The 18,803-nt window shown below is 34.3% G+C and carries 13 protein-coding genes; 12 read left to right on the top strand and 1 reads right to left on the bottom strand.

The annotated features are described in order from the left end of the window. From V6624_RS19885 to V6624_RS19860, 6 genes are all read left to right on the top strand, one after another. Nucleotides 1-792, top strand: a complete 792-nt coding sequence (locus V6624_RS19885) for a gluconate 5-dehydrogenase (protein WP_111289496.1) — start codon at nt 1-3, stop codon at nt 790-792. A 24-nt stretch (nt 793-816) separates the two neighbouring features. Beyond that, a complete protein-coding gene (gene uxaC / locus V6624_RS19880) occupies nt 817-2,217 on the top strand; it encodes a glucuronate isomerase (protein ID WP_111289498.1) in 1,401 nt (466 codons plus the stop codon). 171 nt (nt 2,218-2,388) lie between these two features. Then, nucleotides 2,389-3,411 (top strand): sugar kinase, encoded by a 1,023-nt coding sequence (locus V6624_RS19875; RefSeq protein ID WP_338839949.1) that lies wholly within the window; start codon nt 2,389-2,391, stop codon nt 3,409-3,411. 12 nt (nt 3,412-3,423) lie between these two features. After that, on the top strand, nt 3,424-4,092 hold the full coding sequence (locus V6624_RS19870; RefSeq protein ID WP_338839948.1) for a bifunctional 4-hydroxy-2-oxoglutarate aldolase/2-dehydro-3-deoxy-phosphogluconate aldolase: 669 nt from the start codon (nt 3,424-3,426) through the stop codon (nt 4,090-4,092). Nucleotides 4,093-4,313: 221 nt separating this feature from the next. Continuing rightward, the gene (locus V6624_RS19865; RefSeq protein ID WP_338839946.1) at nt 4,314-5,762 is read left to right on the top strand and encodes a tagaturonate reductase; all 1,449 of its coding nucleotides are present in this window, start codon (nt 4,314-4,316) and stop codon (nt 5,760-5,762) included. A 250-nt stretch (nt 5,763-6,012) separates the two neighbouring features. Next, entirely contained in the window at nt 6,013-7,635 is a 1,623-nt protein-coding gene (locus V6624_RS19860; RefSeq protein ID WP_111289504.1) for a UxaA family hydrolase, read from the top strand. A 308-nt stretch (nt 7,636-7,943) separates the two neighbouring features. Here V6624_RS19860 and V6624_RS19855 read toward each other — a convergent pair whose 3' ends face one another. Further along, on the bottom strand, nt 7,944-8,972 hold the full coding sequence (locus V6624_RS19855) for a LacI family DNA-binding transcriptional regulator (RefSeq protein WP_111289506.1): 1,029 nt from the start codon (nt 8,970-8,972) through the stop codon (nt 7,944-7,946). Between the two features lie 289 nt (nt 8,973-9,261). On the opposite strand from V6624_RS19855, the gene V6624_RS19850 reads away from it, so the two are divergent. The 6 genes from V6624_RS19850 (at nt 9,262) to V6624_RS19825 (ending at nt 18,795) form a co-directional block, all read left to right on the top strand. Then, entirely contained in the window at nt 9,262-10,701 is a 1,440-nt protein-coding gene (locus tag V6624_RS19850; protein WP_338839945.1) for a glycoside hydrolase family 28 protein, read from the top strand. Between the two features lie 30 nt (nt 10,702-10,731). Continuing rightward, entirely contained in the window at nt 10,732-13,860 is a 3,129-nt protein-coding gene (locus V6624_RS19845; RefSeq protein ID WP_338839944.1) for a TonB-dependent receptor, read from the top strand. A gap of 13 nt (nt 13,861-13,873) precedes the next feature. Continuing rightward, nucleotides 13,874-15,547: a RagB/SusD family nutrient uptake outer membrane protein gene (locus V6624_RS19840; RefSeq protein WP_338839942.1), complete on the top strand. Its 1,674-nt coding sequence runs from the start codon at nt 13,874-13,876 to the stop codon at nt 15,545-15,547. 98 nt (nt 15,548-15,645) lie between these two features. Next, nucleotides 15,646-16,581, top strand: coding sequence for an alpha/beta hydrolase (locus V6624_RS19835; RefSeq protein WP_338839941.1), 936 nt, complete (start codon nt 15,646-15,648; stop codon nt 16,579-16,581). Nucleotides 16,582-16,593: 12 nt separating this feature from the next. After that, nucleotides 16,594-17,559 carry a DUF4861 family protein gene (locus V6624_RS19830; RefSeq protein WP_338839939.1) on the top strand — a complete coding sequence of 322 codons (966 nt, stop codon included), beginning with the start codon at nt 16,594-16,596 and terminating at the stop codon, nt 17,557-17,559. 12 nt (nt 17,560-17,571) lie between these two features. After that, nucleotides 17,572-18,795: a glycoside hydrolase family 88 protein gene (locus V6624_RS19825; protein ID WP_338839938.1), complete on the top strand. Its 1,224-nt coding sequence runs from the start codon at nt 17,572-17,574 to the stop codon at nt 18,793-18,795. Nucleotides 18,796-18,803 lie beyond the last annotated feature (8 nt).

Below are 18,803 nucleotides of genomic sequence, written 5' to 3'. Positions count from 1 at the left end.
ATGACAAATTTATTTGATATAAAAGGAAAAGTTGCCTTGATCACAGGAAGTACGCACGGACTAGGGATGGCAATGGCAAAAGGATTAGGTCAGGCTGGCGCTACAATTGTGGTTAACGGAAATTCTTCTCAAGAAAAAATTGACAATGCTGTAGCAGAATTAAAAAGTGAAGGCATCAATGCGGTTGGTTACAAATTTAATGTAACAGAAGAACAGGAAGTAAAAACTGCTGTTGCGAAAATCGAAAGTGAAGTTGGACCAATCGATATCTTGATCAATAATGCTGGAATTATTAAAAGAATTCCGCTTTTGGATATGGAAGTTTCAGATTTCAGAGAAGTAGTTGATATTGATTTAGTAAGTCCGTTTATCGTTTCTAAGCATGTTGCAAAAGGAATGATCGAAAGAAGACAAGGAAAAATCATCAACATTTGTTCTATGATGAGTGAGTTGGGTAGAAATACCGTTTCTGCTTACGCTGCTGCAAAAGGAGGCTTAAAAATGCTGACTAAAAACATGGCAACAGAATGGGCAAAATACAATGTTCAGATTAACGGAATCGGTCCTGGCTATTTTGCTACAGAACAGACAAAACCAATTAGAGTTGATGGGCATCCGTTTAACGATTTCATCATCAGCAGAACTCCTGCAGCAAAATGGGGAGATCCAAGTGATTTAGCTGGAGCAGCGATATTTTTATCATCAAAAGCAAGTGATTTCGTAAACGGTCACATTTTGTATGTTGACGGCGGAATCCTTGCAACAATCGGAAAACCTTCAAACGAAGAATAATTTTCAAATTATATTTTAAAAGACATGAGCCAGAAATTCATACACGATAATTTTTTATTAGAAAATAAATATGCTGAAGAGTTGTACCATAATTACTCTAAAAATCAGCCCATTATTGACTATCATAATCACTTAAATCCGCAGTTTATTGCCGAAGATAAAATCTTTGATAATATTACACAAGTTTGGATTAATGGTGACCACTACAAATGGCGTGCAATGCGTACATTAGGAATCAACGAGCAGTTTGTAACTGGAAATGGTTCAGATAAAGATAAATTCTTAAACTGGGGAAAAACAGTTCCGTACACAATGCGTAATCCGTTGTACCACTGGACACATTTAGAATTGGCTCGTTATTTTGATATTTATGATTTATTGAATGAGAAATCTGCAGAGAAAATCTATATCGAAACTTCTGAGAAAATAAATTCTCAGGCGTACAGCACGCAGAATCTTCTTAAAAAAGTAAATGCTGAATTAGTTTGTACGACAGAAGACCCAATTGATTCGTTAGAATTTCACCAGAAATTCGCGAACAATTCGACTGGAATCAAGATGAGTACTGCTTTCAGACCTGATAAAGCCATCTTAATTGCTAATGATGGTTATAATGCATATCTGGACACATTAGGGGATGTGTCCGGACTTGCAATTAACACTTATGCTGATTTACTTTCGGCATTAAGAAAAAGAATTGAATTCTTTAATGCAAACGGCTGTAAATTGAGTGATCACGGTTTAGATCAGATTTACTTTGAAAACTTTACAGAAAGTGAGATCAATGCTATTTTCAAAAAGAAAAGAGAAAACGGAGAATTGTCTCCTGAAGAAGCATTAAAATTCCAAAGTGCTGTTTTGATTTTCTTATGCGAAACATATCATGAATTTGGATGGGTACAACAGTTTCACTTAGGCGCGTTGCGTAACAACAATGCACGCATGCACAGAATCTTAGGCCCAGATACAGGATGGGATTCTATTGGAGATTATCCACAGGCACAAAAACTGTCAAGCTTTTTAAATGCTTTAGATAGTAAAGATAAATTGACTAAAACTATTATTTACAACTTAAATCCTGCTGATAACGAAGTTATGGCAACAATGATTGGAAACTTCAACGATGGAAGTGTTCGCGGAAAAGTACAATTTGGTTCTGGATGGTGGTTTTTAGATCAAAAAGACGGAATGACAAAACAATTGAACGCGCTTTCAAACATGGGCTTAATCAGCTGTTTTGTTGGAATGCTTACAGATTCAAGAAGTTTCTTATCGTTCCCAAGACACGAATATTTCAGACGTATTCTATGTAATCTTTTGGGAGACGAAATCAAACGTGGAGAACTTCCAAACGATATGGAATGGATCGGAAAATTAGTTGCCGACATTTCATACAACAACGCAAAAGAGTATTTCAAATTCTAATTTTTTTAACCATTAAGGCATTAAGAAAATTAAGTTTTGGGTTTAAATAGTTACTTAATAATAAAAAGATAATTAAGCGAGTAGGCTTAATAAACTTAACCTTTAATCGCAAAGAGAACATAAAGTAAAGCTTAATTTTCTTAATGCCTTAATGGTAAAATATAAAGATATATGAGTAGAGTAGTTGCATTTGGAGAAATCATGCTGCGTTTATCGACAGAGAGACATTTACGTTTTTCGCAATCTACAGCATTTGGTGCTACGTATGGTGGCGGCGAATTCAATGTTTGCGTTTCGCTAGCGAATTATGGTTTAAACGCTGAATTTGTAACCAGATTACCTGAAAACGAAATTGGTTTTTCGGCATTAAAAGAAATGCGAAAAATGAATGTCGAATCTAAAAACATTGTTTACGGAGGAGAACGTTTAGGAATTTATTTCTTAGAAACTGGAGCAGGAACTCGCGGAAGCAATGTAGTTTACGATCGTGCGCACAGTGCCATGTCAACAATCCAAAAAGGTATGGTTGATTGGGAAAAAGTGCTAGCTGGAGCTGAATGGTTTCACTGGAGCGGAATTACACCAGCAATTTCAGAAAGTGCTGCAGAAGCTTGTTTAGAAGCGATTAAAGTCGCTCATAAATTAGGAATTAAAATTTCATGTGATTTAAACTATAGATCAAAACTTTGGCAATATGGAAAAACTCCGAGCGAGGTTATGCCAGAAATGCTGAAATACAGTAATGTGATTTTGGGAGATATCGATACAGCGTATTTCATGCTTGGAATTCCGAAAGTGAATCCGAATTATCAGGACGAAAAATCGCTTCCAGCAGTTTACGATAAATTGTTTGAATTGATTCCGAGTCTGAAAATTGCAGCAACTACGCTTCGTTATTCTGTTAGCGCTTCTCACCAGAGAATTGGCGGAATTTTATACGACGGAAAAGCAATTTACAGTGCAGCCGTTAAAGAAGTTACTCCAGTCGTTGATCGTGTAGGAAGCGGTGATGCTTTCATGGGTGGATTAATTTATGGTTTATTAGAATATCAAAATAACAATCAGAGAGCATTAGATTTTGCAGTTGCAGCGTGTTGTCTAAAACATACTATTGCTGGAGATTACAACTTGGTTACTTTAAAAGAAGTGGAAAATATGATTGATGGTGATGGTTCTGCATTAGTATCAAGATAATTTTAAATAAAAATGGCAAAATATTCAAGAATTGAAGTAGCTCAGACAATGAAAGATAATGGTATGGTTCCGTTATTTTTTCATTCTGATATTGAGCTAAGTAAAAAAGTTTTAAAAGCGTGCTACGACGGCGGTTCCAGATTGATGGAATTTACAAGTAGAGGTGATTTTGCACATGAAGTTTTTGGAGCTTTAAACAAATACGCTTTAGCAGAACTTCCAGGAATGATTCTAGGAGTTGGTTCTGTGACAGATGCGGCTTCGGCTTCATTGTACATGAGTTTAGGAGCAAATTTTATTGTAACACCAGTTTTCAGAGAAGATATAGCTATAGCTTGTAATCGCAGAAAAGTGCTTTGGTCTCCGGGCTGCGGTACTTTGACAGAAATTGCAAGAGCAGAAGAATTAGGTTGTGAAATTGTAAAATTATTTCCAGCAGATACTTACGGACCAGAATTTATAAAAGCGATAAAAGGTCCGTGTCCTTGGACGAATATAATGCCTACTGGAGGCGTTTATCCAACGGTTGAAAGTTTGAGTTCATGGCTAAATGCAGGCGCAACTTGTGTTGGTTTAGGTTCACAATTGATTTCAAAAGACATATTAGAAAACAAAGACTTCGACGGACTAACTGCAAAAGTGAAACAGGTTCTTGATATTATAAAAAACATTCGAAAATAAATAAGGAGTAATCATGCCAACCCCTTATTTTAATAAGTTTTTTTTAGATTTTTAGAGATTGTAATAGAACATTACGCTTGAAAAATTTAGCTCGCCATTCCTCACAGCAGGCTCTATTTTACTCAATTGGGTGTGATGTTTCTTTTACAATTTTAAAGGCAGAAATGAAGAAATAGGGTTTGTAAATGGTTATTTATAACACAACTAACTTAGAATTCAAAATGGAAAAAATAAACAGATCAAACGCGGGACTTACAGAGAAACTTCCGATTAAAATCGTACAATTTGGAGAAGGGAACTTCTTAAGAGCTTTTGTTGAATATGCTATCCAAAAATTAAATCAAGAAGCTGATTTTAATGCTGGTATTGCAGTGGTTCAGCCAATCGATAAAGGTTTGGTAAACATGATCAATGCGCAAGACGGATTGTATACTTTGTTTATGAAAGGAGTTAAAAAAGGTGAAGAAATTCAAGAAAAAGAATTGATTACTAATATTGTAAAAGCGATTGATCCTTATGCTTCTTTTCAAGATTATTTAGCTTTAGCTAAAGAAGAAGAATTGGCTTTTATTATTTCAAACACAACTGAAGCCGGAATTGAATACATCGCTTCAGATTTGCCTACAATGCAGCCACCAGTTTCTTTCCCAGCGAAATTGACTGTTCTTTTACATGAAAGATTCAAACACTTTAAAGGTGCTTCAGATAAAGCTTTAACGATTATTCCTTGCGAATTAATCAATTATAATTCAGATACTTTAAAAGAAATTATTTTGAAGTATTGTGTAGATTGGAAATTGGAACAAGAATTTGTTTCTTGGTTACTAAACGATTGTTCTTTCCATAATACTTTGGTTGACAGAATTGTTCCAGGTTATCCAAAAGATCAAATCGAAGAATACAATGCACAGCTTTCGTATAAAGATGATTTGATTGTTAGTGCAGAAACTTTCTTCTTATGGGTTATTGAAGGTGATGATGAATTAAAAGCAAAACTTCCATTTCATAAAACAGATTTAGATGTAAAAATCATTTCTGACATGCAGCCATACAGAACTCGTAAAGTTAGAATCCTGAACGGAGCGCATACAGCAATGGTGCCATTTTCTTTGCTTTACGGAAACGAAACTGTAAAAGAAACGGTTGATAATCAGTTTACAGGAGATTTTATCAATAAAGCATTATTTGAAGAAATCAATGAAACTTTAAACATGGATAAATCAGAATTGGCTAGTTTCTCTGAAGAGATTTTAGACCGTTTTAGAAATCCATTCGTAAAGCACTTATTGTCTTCGATCGCTTTAAATTCAATTTCTAAATTCAAAGTTCGTGTATTACCTAGTTTAACAGGTTATGTTGATGTTCACGGAAAACTTCCTGTTCATTTAACTTTCGCTTTTGCGGCGTTAATTCGTTTCTACAAAGGAACTTGGAACGGACAGGATTTACCAGTGAATGACAGCGAAGATATTACAACATTCTTCAATGGACTTTGGAAGTCTGATGATTACGAGAAAATTGCTCGTTTAACATTACAAAACAAAGGTTTCTGGGATGAGGATTTAACGGAAATTCCAGGTTTAACTAGAGCAATTACAATTGCTTTAGAAGAAATAGATTCAAACGGAATTGAAGCTGGCTTTGCTAAGTTTCAAGAAAGAATAAAATAAATCCATTTTGTGGATTGGGCTAAGAAATAGTTTGTTTCAATGAATAAAAATCTAATTTGATCTGCTAAAATCGTTTAAAATCTGCGTGAAATTATTTTTGCGCATTGATTTTCACGCAGATTTATACAGATCAAAGCAGATTTACACAGATTTAAATCTAAGCTCATGAGTAAAATTTAGAAGAAAGTAATTTTGCTCAAAGGGTTGAAAATAAGAGAAAAACAAAAAGAACAAAGAACAAAGGTTAATTATGGCAACGCAGAAAAAATTAATAAAAGTTCACCCAACCGACAATGTTGCGGTTGCTTTGGTGGATCTTACTGCAGGCGAAGTGATTGATTTTGAAGGACAATCAATTACCGTAGAGTCTGATGTAAAAATGAAACATAAGATTGCAATGGTTCCTTTTAATGTAGGGGACAGAATCATTATGTATGGTGTTTTAGTAGGAAAGGCAAGCGCTAAAATTGAAAAAGGCGGTTTACTTTCTACAGCAAACGTAAAACACGAAAGTGATAAAGTTACAGGTAAAACTGAAACTATTGGCTGGAATGCTCCAAATGTTGACAAATGGAAAGACAGAACGTGGCAGGGCTATCATAGAGAAGATGGACAGGTTGGAACAGAAAATGTATGGTTATTTTTTCCATTAGTTTTTTGTGAAAACAGAAACATCGAAATCTTAAAAGATATTTTTGAGAAGGAGTTGATGAAGCCGAAAGAGAACGATTATCAGTTATTGTTGCGTTCTTTAGTGAAGTCAGAAACGGGTGGAGCAGGAAATCAAGAAGCTTCAAACGATGCTAATTTATTCAATAATATTGAAGTAAAATTCATTACACACCAAGGTGGTTGCGGTGGAATTCGTCAGGATTCTCACAGTTTAGCGAAGCTTTTGGCGGGTTATGTAAACAATCCAAACGTAGCTGGAGCAACTGTTTTGAGTTTAGGATGCCAGAATCTTCAGATTTCGATTTTTAAAGAAGCTTTAGATGCTATTAATCCAAACAGTAAAAAGCCTGTTTTAATCTACGATCAGCAATCTATCGGAACAATTGAAACGATGTTGAGCAGTGTTGTAAAAGATACTTTTGAAGCCATAAAAAAAGCAAACGAAATTAAGAGACAACCCGCTCCATTATCTAAACTAAGAATTGGTTTAGAGTGCGGTGGATCTGACGGATTCTCTGGAATTTCTGCAAACCCAACATTGGGAGTTTTATCTGATCATTTAGTTGCTTTGGGAGGAACTACAATTCTTTCTGAATTTCCTGAATTATGTGGAGTAGAACAGGAATTAGTAAATCGTTGTGTAGATGATAAGGACGGAAAACGTTTCTTAGACTTAATGCAATGGTACGAAAAAACAGTTGTTGATGCAGGTTCAGGATTTGATATGAATCCTTCTCCAGGTAACATTAAAGACGGTTTAATTACAGATGCTATGAAATCGGCTGGTGCTGCTAAAAAAGGTGGAACATCGCCAATTACAGGAGTTTTTGATTATGGAGAATATATTAACGAACCAGGCTTTACATTGTTATGTACGCCAGGAAACGACGTAGAATGTACAACTGCAATGGTAGGTTCTGGTGCAAATATGGTATTGTTTACAACAGGTTTAGGAACTCCAACAGGAAACCCGATTGCGCCAGTTGTAAAGATTTCATCAAATACACAGTTAGCAAACAAAATGTCTGATATTATCGATATCGATACTGGAGGAATTATCACTGGAGAAAAATCAATTGATGAAATGGCTGACGAAATGCTTGAGTTTATTATTGATGTTGCCAGCGGTAACATTAAAACAAAAGCTGCTATTTTAAATCAGAACGATTTTATTCCTTGGAAAAGAGGAGTTTCGCTTTAGTTTTTAGGTACAAAGGTACAGAGATACAAAGTGACAAAGGTTTATATGTAGAGACGCACAATAGTGCGTCTCTTTTTTTTTTTTTTGAGAAAGCTTCGGAGAAGCGAAATATTTATAGATAACAATTTGTCATCGAGAATAAAGCTCCAGCGGAGCGACATAAATCTAGATTGCTGAAAAATATGTCGCTCCGCTGGAGCTTTGTGTTGTAACCGCTTATCTTTTTCTATAAATATTTCGCTCCTCTGGAGCTTACAAAAAAAGCTATCCTTTTGAGATAGCCTTTTATATAACTTTATGGTGGAAAATTAAAAATTAGTTCTTGTAGAAGATTTACGAATATGTAATTCTGGTGCAAGAACGACCTTTTTTTCGATTTTAATAGTGTCAGTTTTGGCAACCTGTTCTAAGAAAACACGAGCAGACATTTTTCCCATTTCTAATGGAGACTGATCTACCGATGTGATTGATAACTCCATAAATTTAGTAAAAGGCTCGTTACTAAAACCTGCTACACAAAATTCATTTGGAATACTTATATTTCTAAATTGAAGTTCCTGAATAGCACCTAAAGCAGCAAAATCACTAGCAGAAAAAATAGCATCTGGAGGTGTTTCTAAGTTCAATAAAATATCTACAGCTTCTTTACCAGCTTCTACGCTACTTTTTGTGTGGATAACATATTCTTCTTTAAAAGTTAATCCGCTGTCTAATAACGCTTGTTTATAACCTAAAAACCTGTTTTTAAAAATATCTAAAGATTGATTTCCGGAGAAATGTGCAATGTTTCTGCAACCTTCATCAATTAAATGTTTGGTAGCTAAATAGCCTCCTTTAAAATCATTAATCGTTACAGAACTTACACCGTCAATATGTTTACTTCTATCGAAAAATATCAGCGGTACATTTTTTTCTAATACATTTCTAAAAGCGCTGTCGTTTTCGTTTGAAATACCAGTAACAGACATTATAATTCCGTCAACTTGAGCATCTACTAAAGTATGAAGATTTTCATTTTCTCTTTTGATGCTTTCATGAGTTTGGCAAATAATAACCTGATAGCCATGAGGATAAAGTTCTTCCTCAATTCCTCTAATGACTGAGGCGAAAAAGTTGCTGTCAATACGCGGAACAATAACTCCGATATTATTACTGCGACCACTCTTTAGAGCTAACGCCAGTTTATTCTGCTTATAATTCATCTCTGCTGCAGTCCTAATAACAAGTTCGCGCGTGGCCTCTTTTATTTTAGGATTATTGTTTAACGCTCTGGAAACCGTTGCAGCTGTGATGTTTAATTTTTCAGCAATATCGTAAATAGTTACTTTTTCACTCATTCAAAAAAAAGTTTTTCAGATTATTTTTAGACAAAAGTACATTTTTTTTCATTATGTAATAAAAATTGTTATCGATTACCATAACTAAAAACTAAAACGTTTTAGATTCTACAATGATAATAAATTATCTAATTTTTTGCATTAAATGTAATTATAATTTCTAATAAAAATTAAATATATAATTTTTTTCTAAATTAATTTGGTCTCTTAGAACAATTTTTCTACTTTCGTGTAATCGATTACATGATTTTTCAATGTTTTCGGTATTAAACATGGAAATACTGTGCAAATGATTACAAATAAGACCATAACATTTAAAAAGATTCTTTTTTTAGCCTTTCTTGGCTTGTTAATCATATCGTGCGCAAAACATACTTCTTCAGTTTCTTCTGATAATCCGTGGAAAAAAATGGATTTGGTTGTAAAAAGTATTCCGCAAACTCATTTTTCAAGTAAGATTTATAATATAAATGATTTTGGAGCTGTTGCTGACGGTAAAACATTAAACACTTTGGCTTTTCAAAAAGCAATAAAAGAATGTGCTGCAAATGGTGGAGGACAGGTTTTGGTTCCAAACGGAAAGTATTTGACAGGAGCAATTCATTTAGAAAGCAATGTAAATCTGCATTTAGAAGATAATGCAGAGATTCTTTTTAGTTTAAATCCGAACGATTATCCAATTGTTCATACTTCTTGGGAAGGAACAGAATTGATGAATTATTCACCATTAATTTATGCGAAGAATAAAACCAATATTGCCATTACAGGAAAAGGAACATTAAACGGTCAGGCCGACGGTACAAATTGGTGGATTTGGTCTGGAGGAAAAAACTACGGTTGGAAAAAAGGAATTCCTTCTCAAAACGATCCAACAAATCGTGAAGTTTTGGTTGAGATGGCAGAAAAAGGAGTTCCAGTTTCTGAAAGAGTCTTTGGAGATGGACGTTATTTAAGACCAAATTTTATTGAATTTTTTGAATGCAATACTGCTTTAATAAAAGATATCAAAATAATCAATTCCCCTTTTTGGATTTTACATCCAATAAAAACCAATAATATGATTATTGATGGCGTAACAGTCAACAGTCACGGCCCAAATAATGATGGCTGTGATCCTGAATATTCTCAAAATATTTTAATTAAAAACTGCACTTTCAATACTGGTGATGATTGTATTGCAATTAAAGCAGGACGTGATGCGGATGGGAGAAGAGTTGCAATTCCGAGTAAAAATATCATTGTACAAAACTGTAAAATGATTGATGGTCATGGGGGAGTTGTAATTGGAAGTGAAATTTCAGCTGGAGTGAATAATGTTTTCGTCGAAAATTGCGTAATGGATAGTCCAAATTTGGATCGCGCCATTCGTATCAAAACCAATTCGAAAAGAGGAGGAGTCATTGAAGATATTTATGTTCGAAATCTTGAAGTTGGAAAGGTAAAAGAATGTGTTTTAAAACTAAACATGTTTTACAATGTCTATGGTTCTCAGACAGGCAACTTTATTCCAGTAATCAGAAATGTAAGCTTAGAGAATGTAACTGTAAAAAACGGTGGAAAATACAGCGTTTGGGCAGAAGGATACAAAGAGTCTCCAGTAGAAAATATTACACTAAAAAATGTAAAAATCCAGAAGGTAGATTCTGTCTATTTATTAAAAAACGTAAAAAACATAAATTTTATAAATACCTATATCAATGAGAAAAAAGTAGAATCTATTAACAACTAAACACTATCAATTAACCAAACTTTAAACCACATGAGTATTAAACAATTATCTAAGAAAAAAGAGAAGTGCTTTGTATTTTTCTTTTTCCTGAATTTTTTGCTGTGCAGTTCTATATATGCACAGTCAACAACAATTGAAGGGAAGATTACCGACGCTACAGGAATGTCGCTGCCAGGGGTAAACGTTAATGAAAAGGGAACTAAAAATGGAACTTCGACAGATTTTGAAGGAAGTTTTAAAATTAATGTATCAAACAGTAAAGCGACCTTAATAATTAGCTATTTAGGATTTCAGACACAAGAAGTAAGTGTTGCTGGAAAAACGAAAATCAATGTAAGTTTAGCTGAACAATCAAACGCATTAACAGAAGTTGTTGTCGTTGGATATGGTTCTGTAAAAAAGACAGACCTAACAGGATCTGTTAGTACAATTAGTGCCGCAACTATTACCGAAAGAAATACAATCAATCCTTTAGAGGCAATTCAAGGTAGCACGCCTGGGGTTCAGATTTCGTCTTCATCAGGACGTGCAGGAGATGGATTTAAAGTAGTAATTAGAGGAAATAATTCCTTAATTGCAGACTCCAATAACCCAAGTGTGGTTGGTTCTTCGCCTTTATACGTTGTAGACGGTGTGCCAATGGATGGAATCGATTTCTTAAATCCACAGGATATTGCCAGAATGGACGTTTTAAAAGATGCTTCTTCTGCTGCAATTTACGGTTCTAGAGGATCAAACGGGGTTATCATTGTTACAACAAAAAGCGGAACTAGCGCAAAAGCTGGAATTAGCGTGACTTTTGACACTTCTTACGGAAATAAAGTAGCAACGAGATTACCAAAAATGATGACAGGAGAAGAGTGGTGGAAATTCCACCAAGTTGCTTATATGAGTGCGACACCTCTTACGCAAACTCCTGCACAATTAGCCACTTTAGCTGGAAATCAGAGCCCTTTATTGGTTTCTCGTGCTAACAGCGGTTACAATTTTGACTGGTATGATGCAGTACTTCAATCAGGAATGACAGAGAATAATTATTTAAATATTTCTGGACGTTCAGATTCTGGTTTAAGCTATAACTTAGGATTCGGAATCCAAAGCGATCGCGGACTTATAGAAAATGATGCAACAGATAAATATTCTTTTAAATTAGGATTGAATCATAAAATAAACGATAAATTTTCTACAGGAGTAAATGTTACAATTGCAAGATTAGATAACCAACTAGGAAGTGATTTGGCAATGCAGGATGCTTTTAGATTAAGTCCACTTATGTCTCCATGGGCAATTGATGCGCAAGGAAATGAGAAAGTTGGAACTTTATTTTTCTTGCCAGGAAAATTGACTTATCCTGATGGCTCTTGGGCTATTAACAAAACTTCGACAGTGAATCCGTTAATGGAGATTGCTAATTCTTCTCAAACAGAAAAAACATGGCAAACTGTAGGAAATGCGTATTTTCAATATCAGCCACTAAAATGGCTTTCGTTTAAAACAACTTTTGCTGCAGGAATTATGGATACTCAAAATTCAAAATCTTACACAGCACAGACAAATGCAGGGGTAACCTTAAACGGGAAAAACTCAGCAACTTTAGAAAACGTAAACAACTTCAATTATACTTGGGATAATCAAATCGATTTGAAACATACTTTCAATGAAGTTCACGATGTAAGTGTTTTATTATTGCAAAGTTTGTATTCAAACACAGACGAAAACTCTTACATGTATTCTAATAACCAGCCTTTTGATGTAGGGACAGATAATATGGGTTCTGGTGCGCAAACGAGTTATGTAATAAAATCGGCTTTTGCGAAAAATACCTTAAACTCGTATGCAGTACGTTTAAACTATGCGTTTAAAGACAAATATTTGGTTACCGCTTCTTCAAGATGGGATGGTTCGTCTGTTTTATCTGAAGGCAACAAATGGGAAAGTTTTCCATCATTGGCTTTAGGATGGAAACTTAGTAAAGAGTCATTTTTAGCAAATAGCTCAGTTGTTTCAGATTTAAAATTGCGTGCTAGTATTGGTTATACAGGAAATGATAACGTAGCTCCTTATACATCTCAGGCACTTTTAAACCAACAGACATTCTATGCCGCAGGTTCAAATGTTGTTCCAGGTTGGCAGTCAGAGAATTTGGCAAATCCAAATTTGACTTGGGAAAAAACAAGAGAGTATAACTTAGGTCTTGATTTTGGATTCTTAAAAAATAGAATTACGGGTACAGTAGACGTATATGATAGATTATCAGACAATTTGATTTACAAACAGCAATTGCCATCAGAATCAGGATGGAAAAATACATTTGCAAATGTTGGATCTGTTAGTAATAAAGGTATAGAAGCTTTATTAACTACAAAAAACATTAAAACTCAGAAAGTAACTTGGGAAACGACTTTTACTTTTACTAAAAACGTAAATAAATTAGAGTCAATTTACAATCAGGATAAAGTAAGTGATATTGGAAACAAATTAATACTTGGTGCGCCATTAAACCCAAATTACAATTATGTTTATGATGGAGTTTGGCAAGAAAGCGAAGCCGCTCAGGCAGCATCTTACGGAATGGCTCCTGGTCAAGCAAGACCAAAAGATTTAAACGGAGATGGTAAATTTAATCAAGATGATAGAACGGTAATTGGAAATCCAAATCCAGAATGGCAAGGAAGTTTGTATTCTAAATTAGTTGTAGGACAATTTGATTTTAATTTTTCTGTCTTAACAAGCCAAGGGCAAACTGTTTTAAGTACTTTCCACCAAAACTTTGCCGATGTAAGCGATAGAGGACGCCAAAAATTAGCAATGGATTACTTTATTCCAACCAATGGTACAGGAATTGAGGCTAATGCAAATAATACAAACCCAAGACCAGGACCAGTAGCAACAGGTGCAGGTGCATATTGGACTTCTTTATTTGGTTACTACAGAGATGTTTCTTATGTGAAAATCAAAAATATATCTTTAGGTTATACTTTAGATTCTGAATTATTGAAAAAACTAAAAATTTCTAATTTCAGAATTTATGTAAACGTTCTAGATCCATTTGTGTTTACAGATTTTGATGGTTACGATCCAGAATGGGCAGCTTCTCCATTTGGAGTAAACCGTCCAGCGGCAGTAACTACACAATTGGGATTAAGTGTTAAATTTTAATAAAGATATTCAAATGAAAAAAATATTAGTAATGATAGGAATAATTGCTGCAGCTGTAAGTTCTTGCAGTGATTATATTGAAGAAGATAGCCGCTCTTTTGTACCAGCAGACGCAACATACAAAACGGCATCAGGATTCCAGTTATTGGTAAATACGAACTATGCTTGGCTGAAAGGAATTTATGGTGGAAATCCATGGCTTTTTGAAGCTGGAACCGATATGTATGCAGAAGGAAGAACTCCAGAGCCAGCAGGATTAAGCCAATACGCGCTTTTAATTCCTTCTTCAGACAATGTTGCAGATTTGTACAATTCTTGTTACCAGCAGATCCAGGCAGTAAATAAGACTGTTTATTATTCTACAATTACAGAACAAACACCAAATTTAAATACACTTGTAGGTGAAGCTCGTTATTTAAGAGCAAATGCATATTTCTTATTAGTGCAGACTTATGGTGGTGTGCCGATTGTTTTGGATAATATTACCACTCCAGTTTTATTTTTTACAAGAAATACTGCAGAAGAAGTATATACACAAATTATTGCAGATTTAGATTTTGCATTAGCTAATGTTGGAACTTCGGCTTATGCTACTACTGGAAAAGTAAACAAAAGAGCCGTAAACGATTTGTTGGCAAAAGTGTATTTAACAAGAGGATATGAAACTTTCGGAAAAGCAGATGATTTCTCTAAAGCAGCAGCTTATGCAGATGCAGCAATTGGTGGCCAGACTTTAGCAATTGCATTCGATCAGTTATTTAAACCTGGAAATGATTTAAATGCAGAAACGATTTTTTCTGTGCAATACGATAAAGCATCTACAAGTACAGATCCAACAAAATTGGGAAACAATCAGTTTTACTATTTTAGTTCCTATTTAGGAGGAGCAGAAACAGGAGCTCCATTAAGAAGTTACAATTTATGTCCGACAGATTATGCTTTAGGTTTATATGAAAAAGGTGATGCAAGATGGAATGCTACTTTCATGACCGAAATTTTAGAGGGACCTGAAACAACAAACGGAGTTACAAAAACTATTTTATACTATCCGTACTACAGAAGCTCAAATCCATCTTCTCTAAAAATAAGACATTTTTACGAGCCAAAATGGTTTACTGAAGCAGACAAAACGGCTTATATGACAACTAATGCTTCTAGATTAGCCTCGACATTTGTATACCATCCTTGGGGAGAATATTCTGCAGCGCATACGCTAATTAAAAACTTAGACTGTTACACTATTCCGGTTAAGAAATTTGACGATCCAGATCCAACTACACCATCAAGTACTGGACCAGTAAGTACAAGAGATATTATTGTTTCTAGACTTGGAGAAACGTATTTAGTTGCAGCAGAAGCTTATTTAAAAGCAGGAAATCCAGGAACAGGATTAGATCGTTTAAATGAAGTAAGAAGAAGAGCAGGTGTTGCCAATGCAACTTTAGCTCAATTTAATATCGATTATATCTTAGACGAAAGAGGACGCGAACTATTAGGAGAATACAAACGCTGGTTCGACTTAAAACGTACAGGAACTTTAGTGGCAAGAGCTTCAGCTCATAATTATAAGATAAAAGAAGCAAATTTTGTTGGCGTAGATGGTAAACTTAAAATTTTAAGACCAATTCCGCAATCAGCTTTAGATTTGAATCAGAATAAAGATTTTCCTCAAAATCCTGGTTATTAGTAATTTGTTAGTTTTTTGAGAACTATGTTTTTTGAAGTAGTTAAAAAGGAGTTTGACTGTAGTCGAACTCCTTTCTTAACTGAAAAGTCAGAAATGAAATGAGAAGTAAATTAATTTTAATAGTGTTTTTGAATGTTATTGCGGTTCACAGCCAGCAATATAAGGTTGATACATCGTATACAATCAAAAGTACTTTTACGAAATTAATTAAGAAATATCCGTTCATCACAATTCCAGAAATTAAGCCAAACCCAGAAGTTAAAGAAAGCTTCGATTTGGTTTACAATCAAGAACAAGATAGAATTTTGCATTTTGATGCTTTCATTAACACCAAAAAGAAAAAAAATCCAGCTGTAATATTGATTCACGGCGGAGGTTGGAGATCAGGAAACAAAAGCCAGATGCAGTTTATTGGAAAAGAAATTGCGGCAAAAGGCTATTCGTGTTTCTCGATTGAATACAGATTGTCATTAGAAGCAAAATATCCAACGGGAGTTATAGATGTAAAAAATGCTATAAAATTCATTAAAGACAATGTTATAAAATTTAATGTTGATCCTAATAAAATAGCGGTTTTAGGCTGTTCTTCTGGGGGACAAATGGCATCGTTAATAGGAACGACAAATAATAATTCTCTTTTCGAAGATCCTTCTTTTAAAAGTAAATCTTCATCAAAAGTAAATGCTATTATTGATGTAGACGGGGTTTTAGCATTCAAACATCCAGAATCATCAGAAGGAGATATGGCTGCTTTTTGGCTTGGTGGAAAATCAGATGAAATTCCTGAGAACTGGAAAAATGCTTCGGCGCTAAGTCATACCGATAAAAATACGCCGCCAGTTTTATATATCTGCAGCAGTATTCCGAGATTTCATGCAGGAAGAGACGATATGATTAAGATTTTGAATGAGAATAAAATTTATAATGAAGTGCAGACTTTTCCAGATTCACCTCATTCATTTTGGTTTTACGAACCTTGGTTTGGACAGACAATTTCGTACAGCGTACGATTTTTAGATAAAATTTTTAAATAATTTAGAATACAAATGAAAGCAAAAATCACCACAGCAATTTTATTTTTCGCGGGTTTAACTGCCGTAAATGCGCAGAAGTATGATATTAAAACCAATAAAACTTATGCCGAAATATCTGCAAAAACAGACGGAAAATGGGAAGGCAGAAAGTATAAAGGCGGAACGGTTTTTAAAAATGTGGACCGATTAAAATTGGCTCCAGAACATACAGATCACTCTTTTGATATTCGTTATGAAGGGCCAGGATGGGAAAATAACAGAATTGGCTATCGTTTGTATTTAGATTGGAGAAATGCTATTGATATTTTTGGAAAAAAGACTTCTGAAAATATCCTTCCAATAGTTGGGCAAGATGGTTTCGATTCGTATCACAATATGAGCGATTGGGGCGCAGATATTCTAAAAGCAGGAAAAGGAATCGGAATTGGTTCTATCGATCGTTATTTAAATAATGAAAAATTACACTTCCGTGAAGTAGATTCAACTATTGCCACAGTTGCTAATAAATCGAATGAATCTGTGGTAAAAGTGAATTATTATGGATGGAAAACTGCTTCAGATAAAATTGATTTTATTTCAGAATTAACGATAAAACCAGATCAATTATATACGCAGCATACTATTAAAGCTTCACAAGCAATTAAGGGAATCTGTACTGGAATTGTAAAGACAAAAACGGCTGAATTGCTTAAAAAAGAAAGTAAAAATAAAAAATGGGCTTATTTGGCAACTTACGGAGAACAATCTTTGGTTCCTGATAAGTTAGGTATGGCAATTTTTTATGAAATTAGTAGTATCGAAAATGTAGCAGATACGGATTTAGATTACCTTTTAGTTTTCAAACCAACAACAAAAGCAGTTACTTTTTATCTTTTAGGAGCTTGGGAACAAGAAGTTAACGGAATTAAAACAAAAGAAGAATTTGCTAAATATTTAGATAAACAATTAGAAGTGCTAAATAAAAAAGGTAAAATGTAAAACGTAATCTTTATGCATAAATCTCTTTCTGCGAAGTTCAATTTTTTAAAAGCGACATTGATTTTACTGTTGTTTTTTGGAAATAAAATCAATGCTCAAAATCAAGCTGATTCTGAAAATACTGTTATTTCATACGATTTAAAATGGTCGGAGCGTACAGCGCTTTCCATTTTAAATGAATATCCAAATGCTTGGCAACTGGACGGAAATGACAGACCAAAATGGGATTATAAAATGGGTTTTGTATTGTCTGGTTTTGAAAAATTATATCAAAAAACAAACGATAAAAAATACCAGAAGTATATCAAAGATTATGTTGATGGAATGATTGACAGCACTGGAAATATTAAAAAATACGATATAAAAGAATACAATATCGATTATTTAAATCCAGGAAAATTGCTCTTTAATCTGTATGATGAAACGAAAGATTCGCGCTATTTACAGATTATTGGAAAGCTGAGAAATCAATTGGAAAGTCAGCCGAGAACACCAAGTGGAGGATTCTGGCACAAGCAGATTTATCCAAACCAAATGTGGATTGATGGTTTGTATATGGCAGAACCTTTCTATACGCAATTTACCGTTAAGTACGAAAAAGGAAAAAGCTTAGATGATATTGCTAAACAATTCGAATTAGTTCAGAATCATTTTGTAGATAAAAAAACAGGTTTGGTTTACCAAGCTTGGGACGAAAGTAAAGAGATTGCTTGGGCAGATAAACAAACGGGAGCTTCGCCAACAATTTGGGGACGCGGTATTGGATGGTATATGGTTGCTTTGGTTGAAACTTTAGATTATTTTCCAAAATCTCATCCCAAGTATAAAGTTTTGGTAAGCTATTTAGAACAGATTTCAAAAAGTGTAAATCAATACAAAAGCGAATCTGGATTATGGTATCAAGTAGCAGATAAGCCAGAATTGTATGCAAATTACGTTGAACCATCGGCTTCTGGAATGATTATTTATGCTTTTGCAAAAGGAGCCAATAAAGGGTATTTGTCTTCAAGCTATAAAACAACAGCTAAAAAATCATTTGAAAGTTTTGTAAAAGAGTTTGTGAAAGTCGATAAAAAAGGAGAAATCAATATTTTGAATGTTTCATCTAATGTTGGTTTAGGAGGAAAACCTTTCCGAGATGGCACAAACAATTATTATCTGTCTTCCAAAACAAAAGAGAATGGCGCAATAGGTCTTGGAGCATTTTTATTGGCCACAATTGAATTAGAAAAATAGTAGAATTT

Source organism: Flavobacterium ginsenosidimutans, from assembly GCF_037478105.1.
In the GTDB taxonomy this organism is placed as follows: domain Bacteria; phylum Bacteroidota; class Bacteroidia; order Flavobacteriales; family Flavobacteriaceae; genus Flavobacterium; species Flavobacterium ginsenosidimutans.
Note: the sequence above shows the minus strand (reverse complement) of the source record. Positions and strands in the feature narration are given on the sequence as shown.

What these genes read in the sequence shown, in the direction of transcription:
- V6624_RS19885 (WP_111289496.1), top strand. Translation starts at nt 1, where the DNA reads ATGACAAATTTATTTGATATAAAAGGAAAAGTTGCCTTGATCACAGGA.
- uxaC (WP_111289498.1), top strand. Translation starts at nt 817, where the DNA reads ATGAGCCAGAAATTCATACACGATAATTTTTTATTAGAAAATAAATAT.
- V6624_RS19875 (WP_338839949.1), top strand. Translation starts at nt 2,389, where the DNA reads ATGAGTAGAGTAGTTGCATTTGGAGAAATCATGCTGCGTTTATCGACA.
- V6624_RS19870 (WP_338839948.1), top strand. Translation starts at nt 3,424, where the DNA reads ATGGCAAAATATTCAAGAATTGAAGTAGCTCAGACAATGAAAGATAAT.
- V6624_RS19865 (WP_338839946.1), top strand. Translation starts at nt 4,314, where the DNA reads ATGGAAAAAATAAACAGATCAAACGCGGGACTTACAGAGAAACTTCCG.
- V6624_RS19860 (WP_111289504.1), top strand. Translation starts at nt 6,013, where the DNA reads ATGGCAACGCAGAAAAAATTAATAAAAGTTCACCCAACCGACAATGTT.
- V6624_RS19855 (WP_111289506.1), bottom strand. Translation starts at nt 8,972, where the DNA reads ATGAGTGAAAAAGTAACTATTTACGATATTGCTGAAAAATTAAACATC.
- V6624_RS19850 (WP_338839945.1), top strand. Translation starts at nt 9,262, where the DNA reads ATGATTACAAATAAGACCATAACATTTAAAAAGATTCTTTTTTTAGCC.
- V6624_RS19845 (WP_338839944.1), top strand. Translation starts at nt 10,732, where the DNA reads ATGAGTATTAAACAATTATCTAAGAAAAAAGAGAAGTGCTTTGTATTT.
- V6624_RS19840 (WP_338839942.1), top strand. Translation starts at nt 13,874, where the DNA reads ATGAAAAAAATATTAGTAATGATAGGAATAATTGCTGCAGCTGTAAGT.
- V6624_RS19835 (WP_338839941.1), top strand. Translation starts at nt 15,646, where the DNA reads ATGAGAAGTAAATTAATTTTAATAGTGTTTTTGAATGTTATTGCGGTT.
- V6624_RS19830 (WP_338839939.1), top strand. Translation starts at nt 16,594, where the DNA reads ATGAAAGCAAAAATCACCACAGCAATTTTATTTTTCGCGGGTTTAACT.
- V6624_RS19825 (WP_338839938.1), top strand. Translation starts at nt 17,572, where the DNA reads ATGCATAAATCTCTTTCTGCGAAGTTCAATTTTTTAAAAGCGACATTG.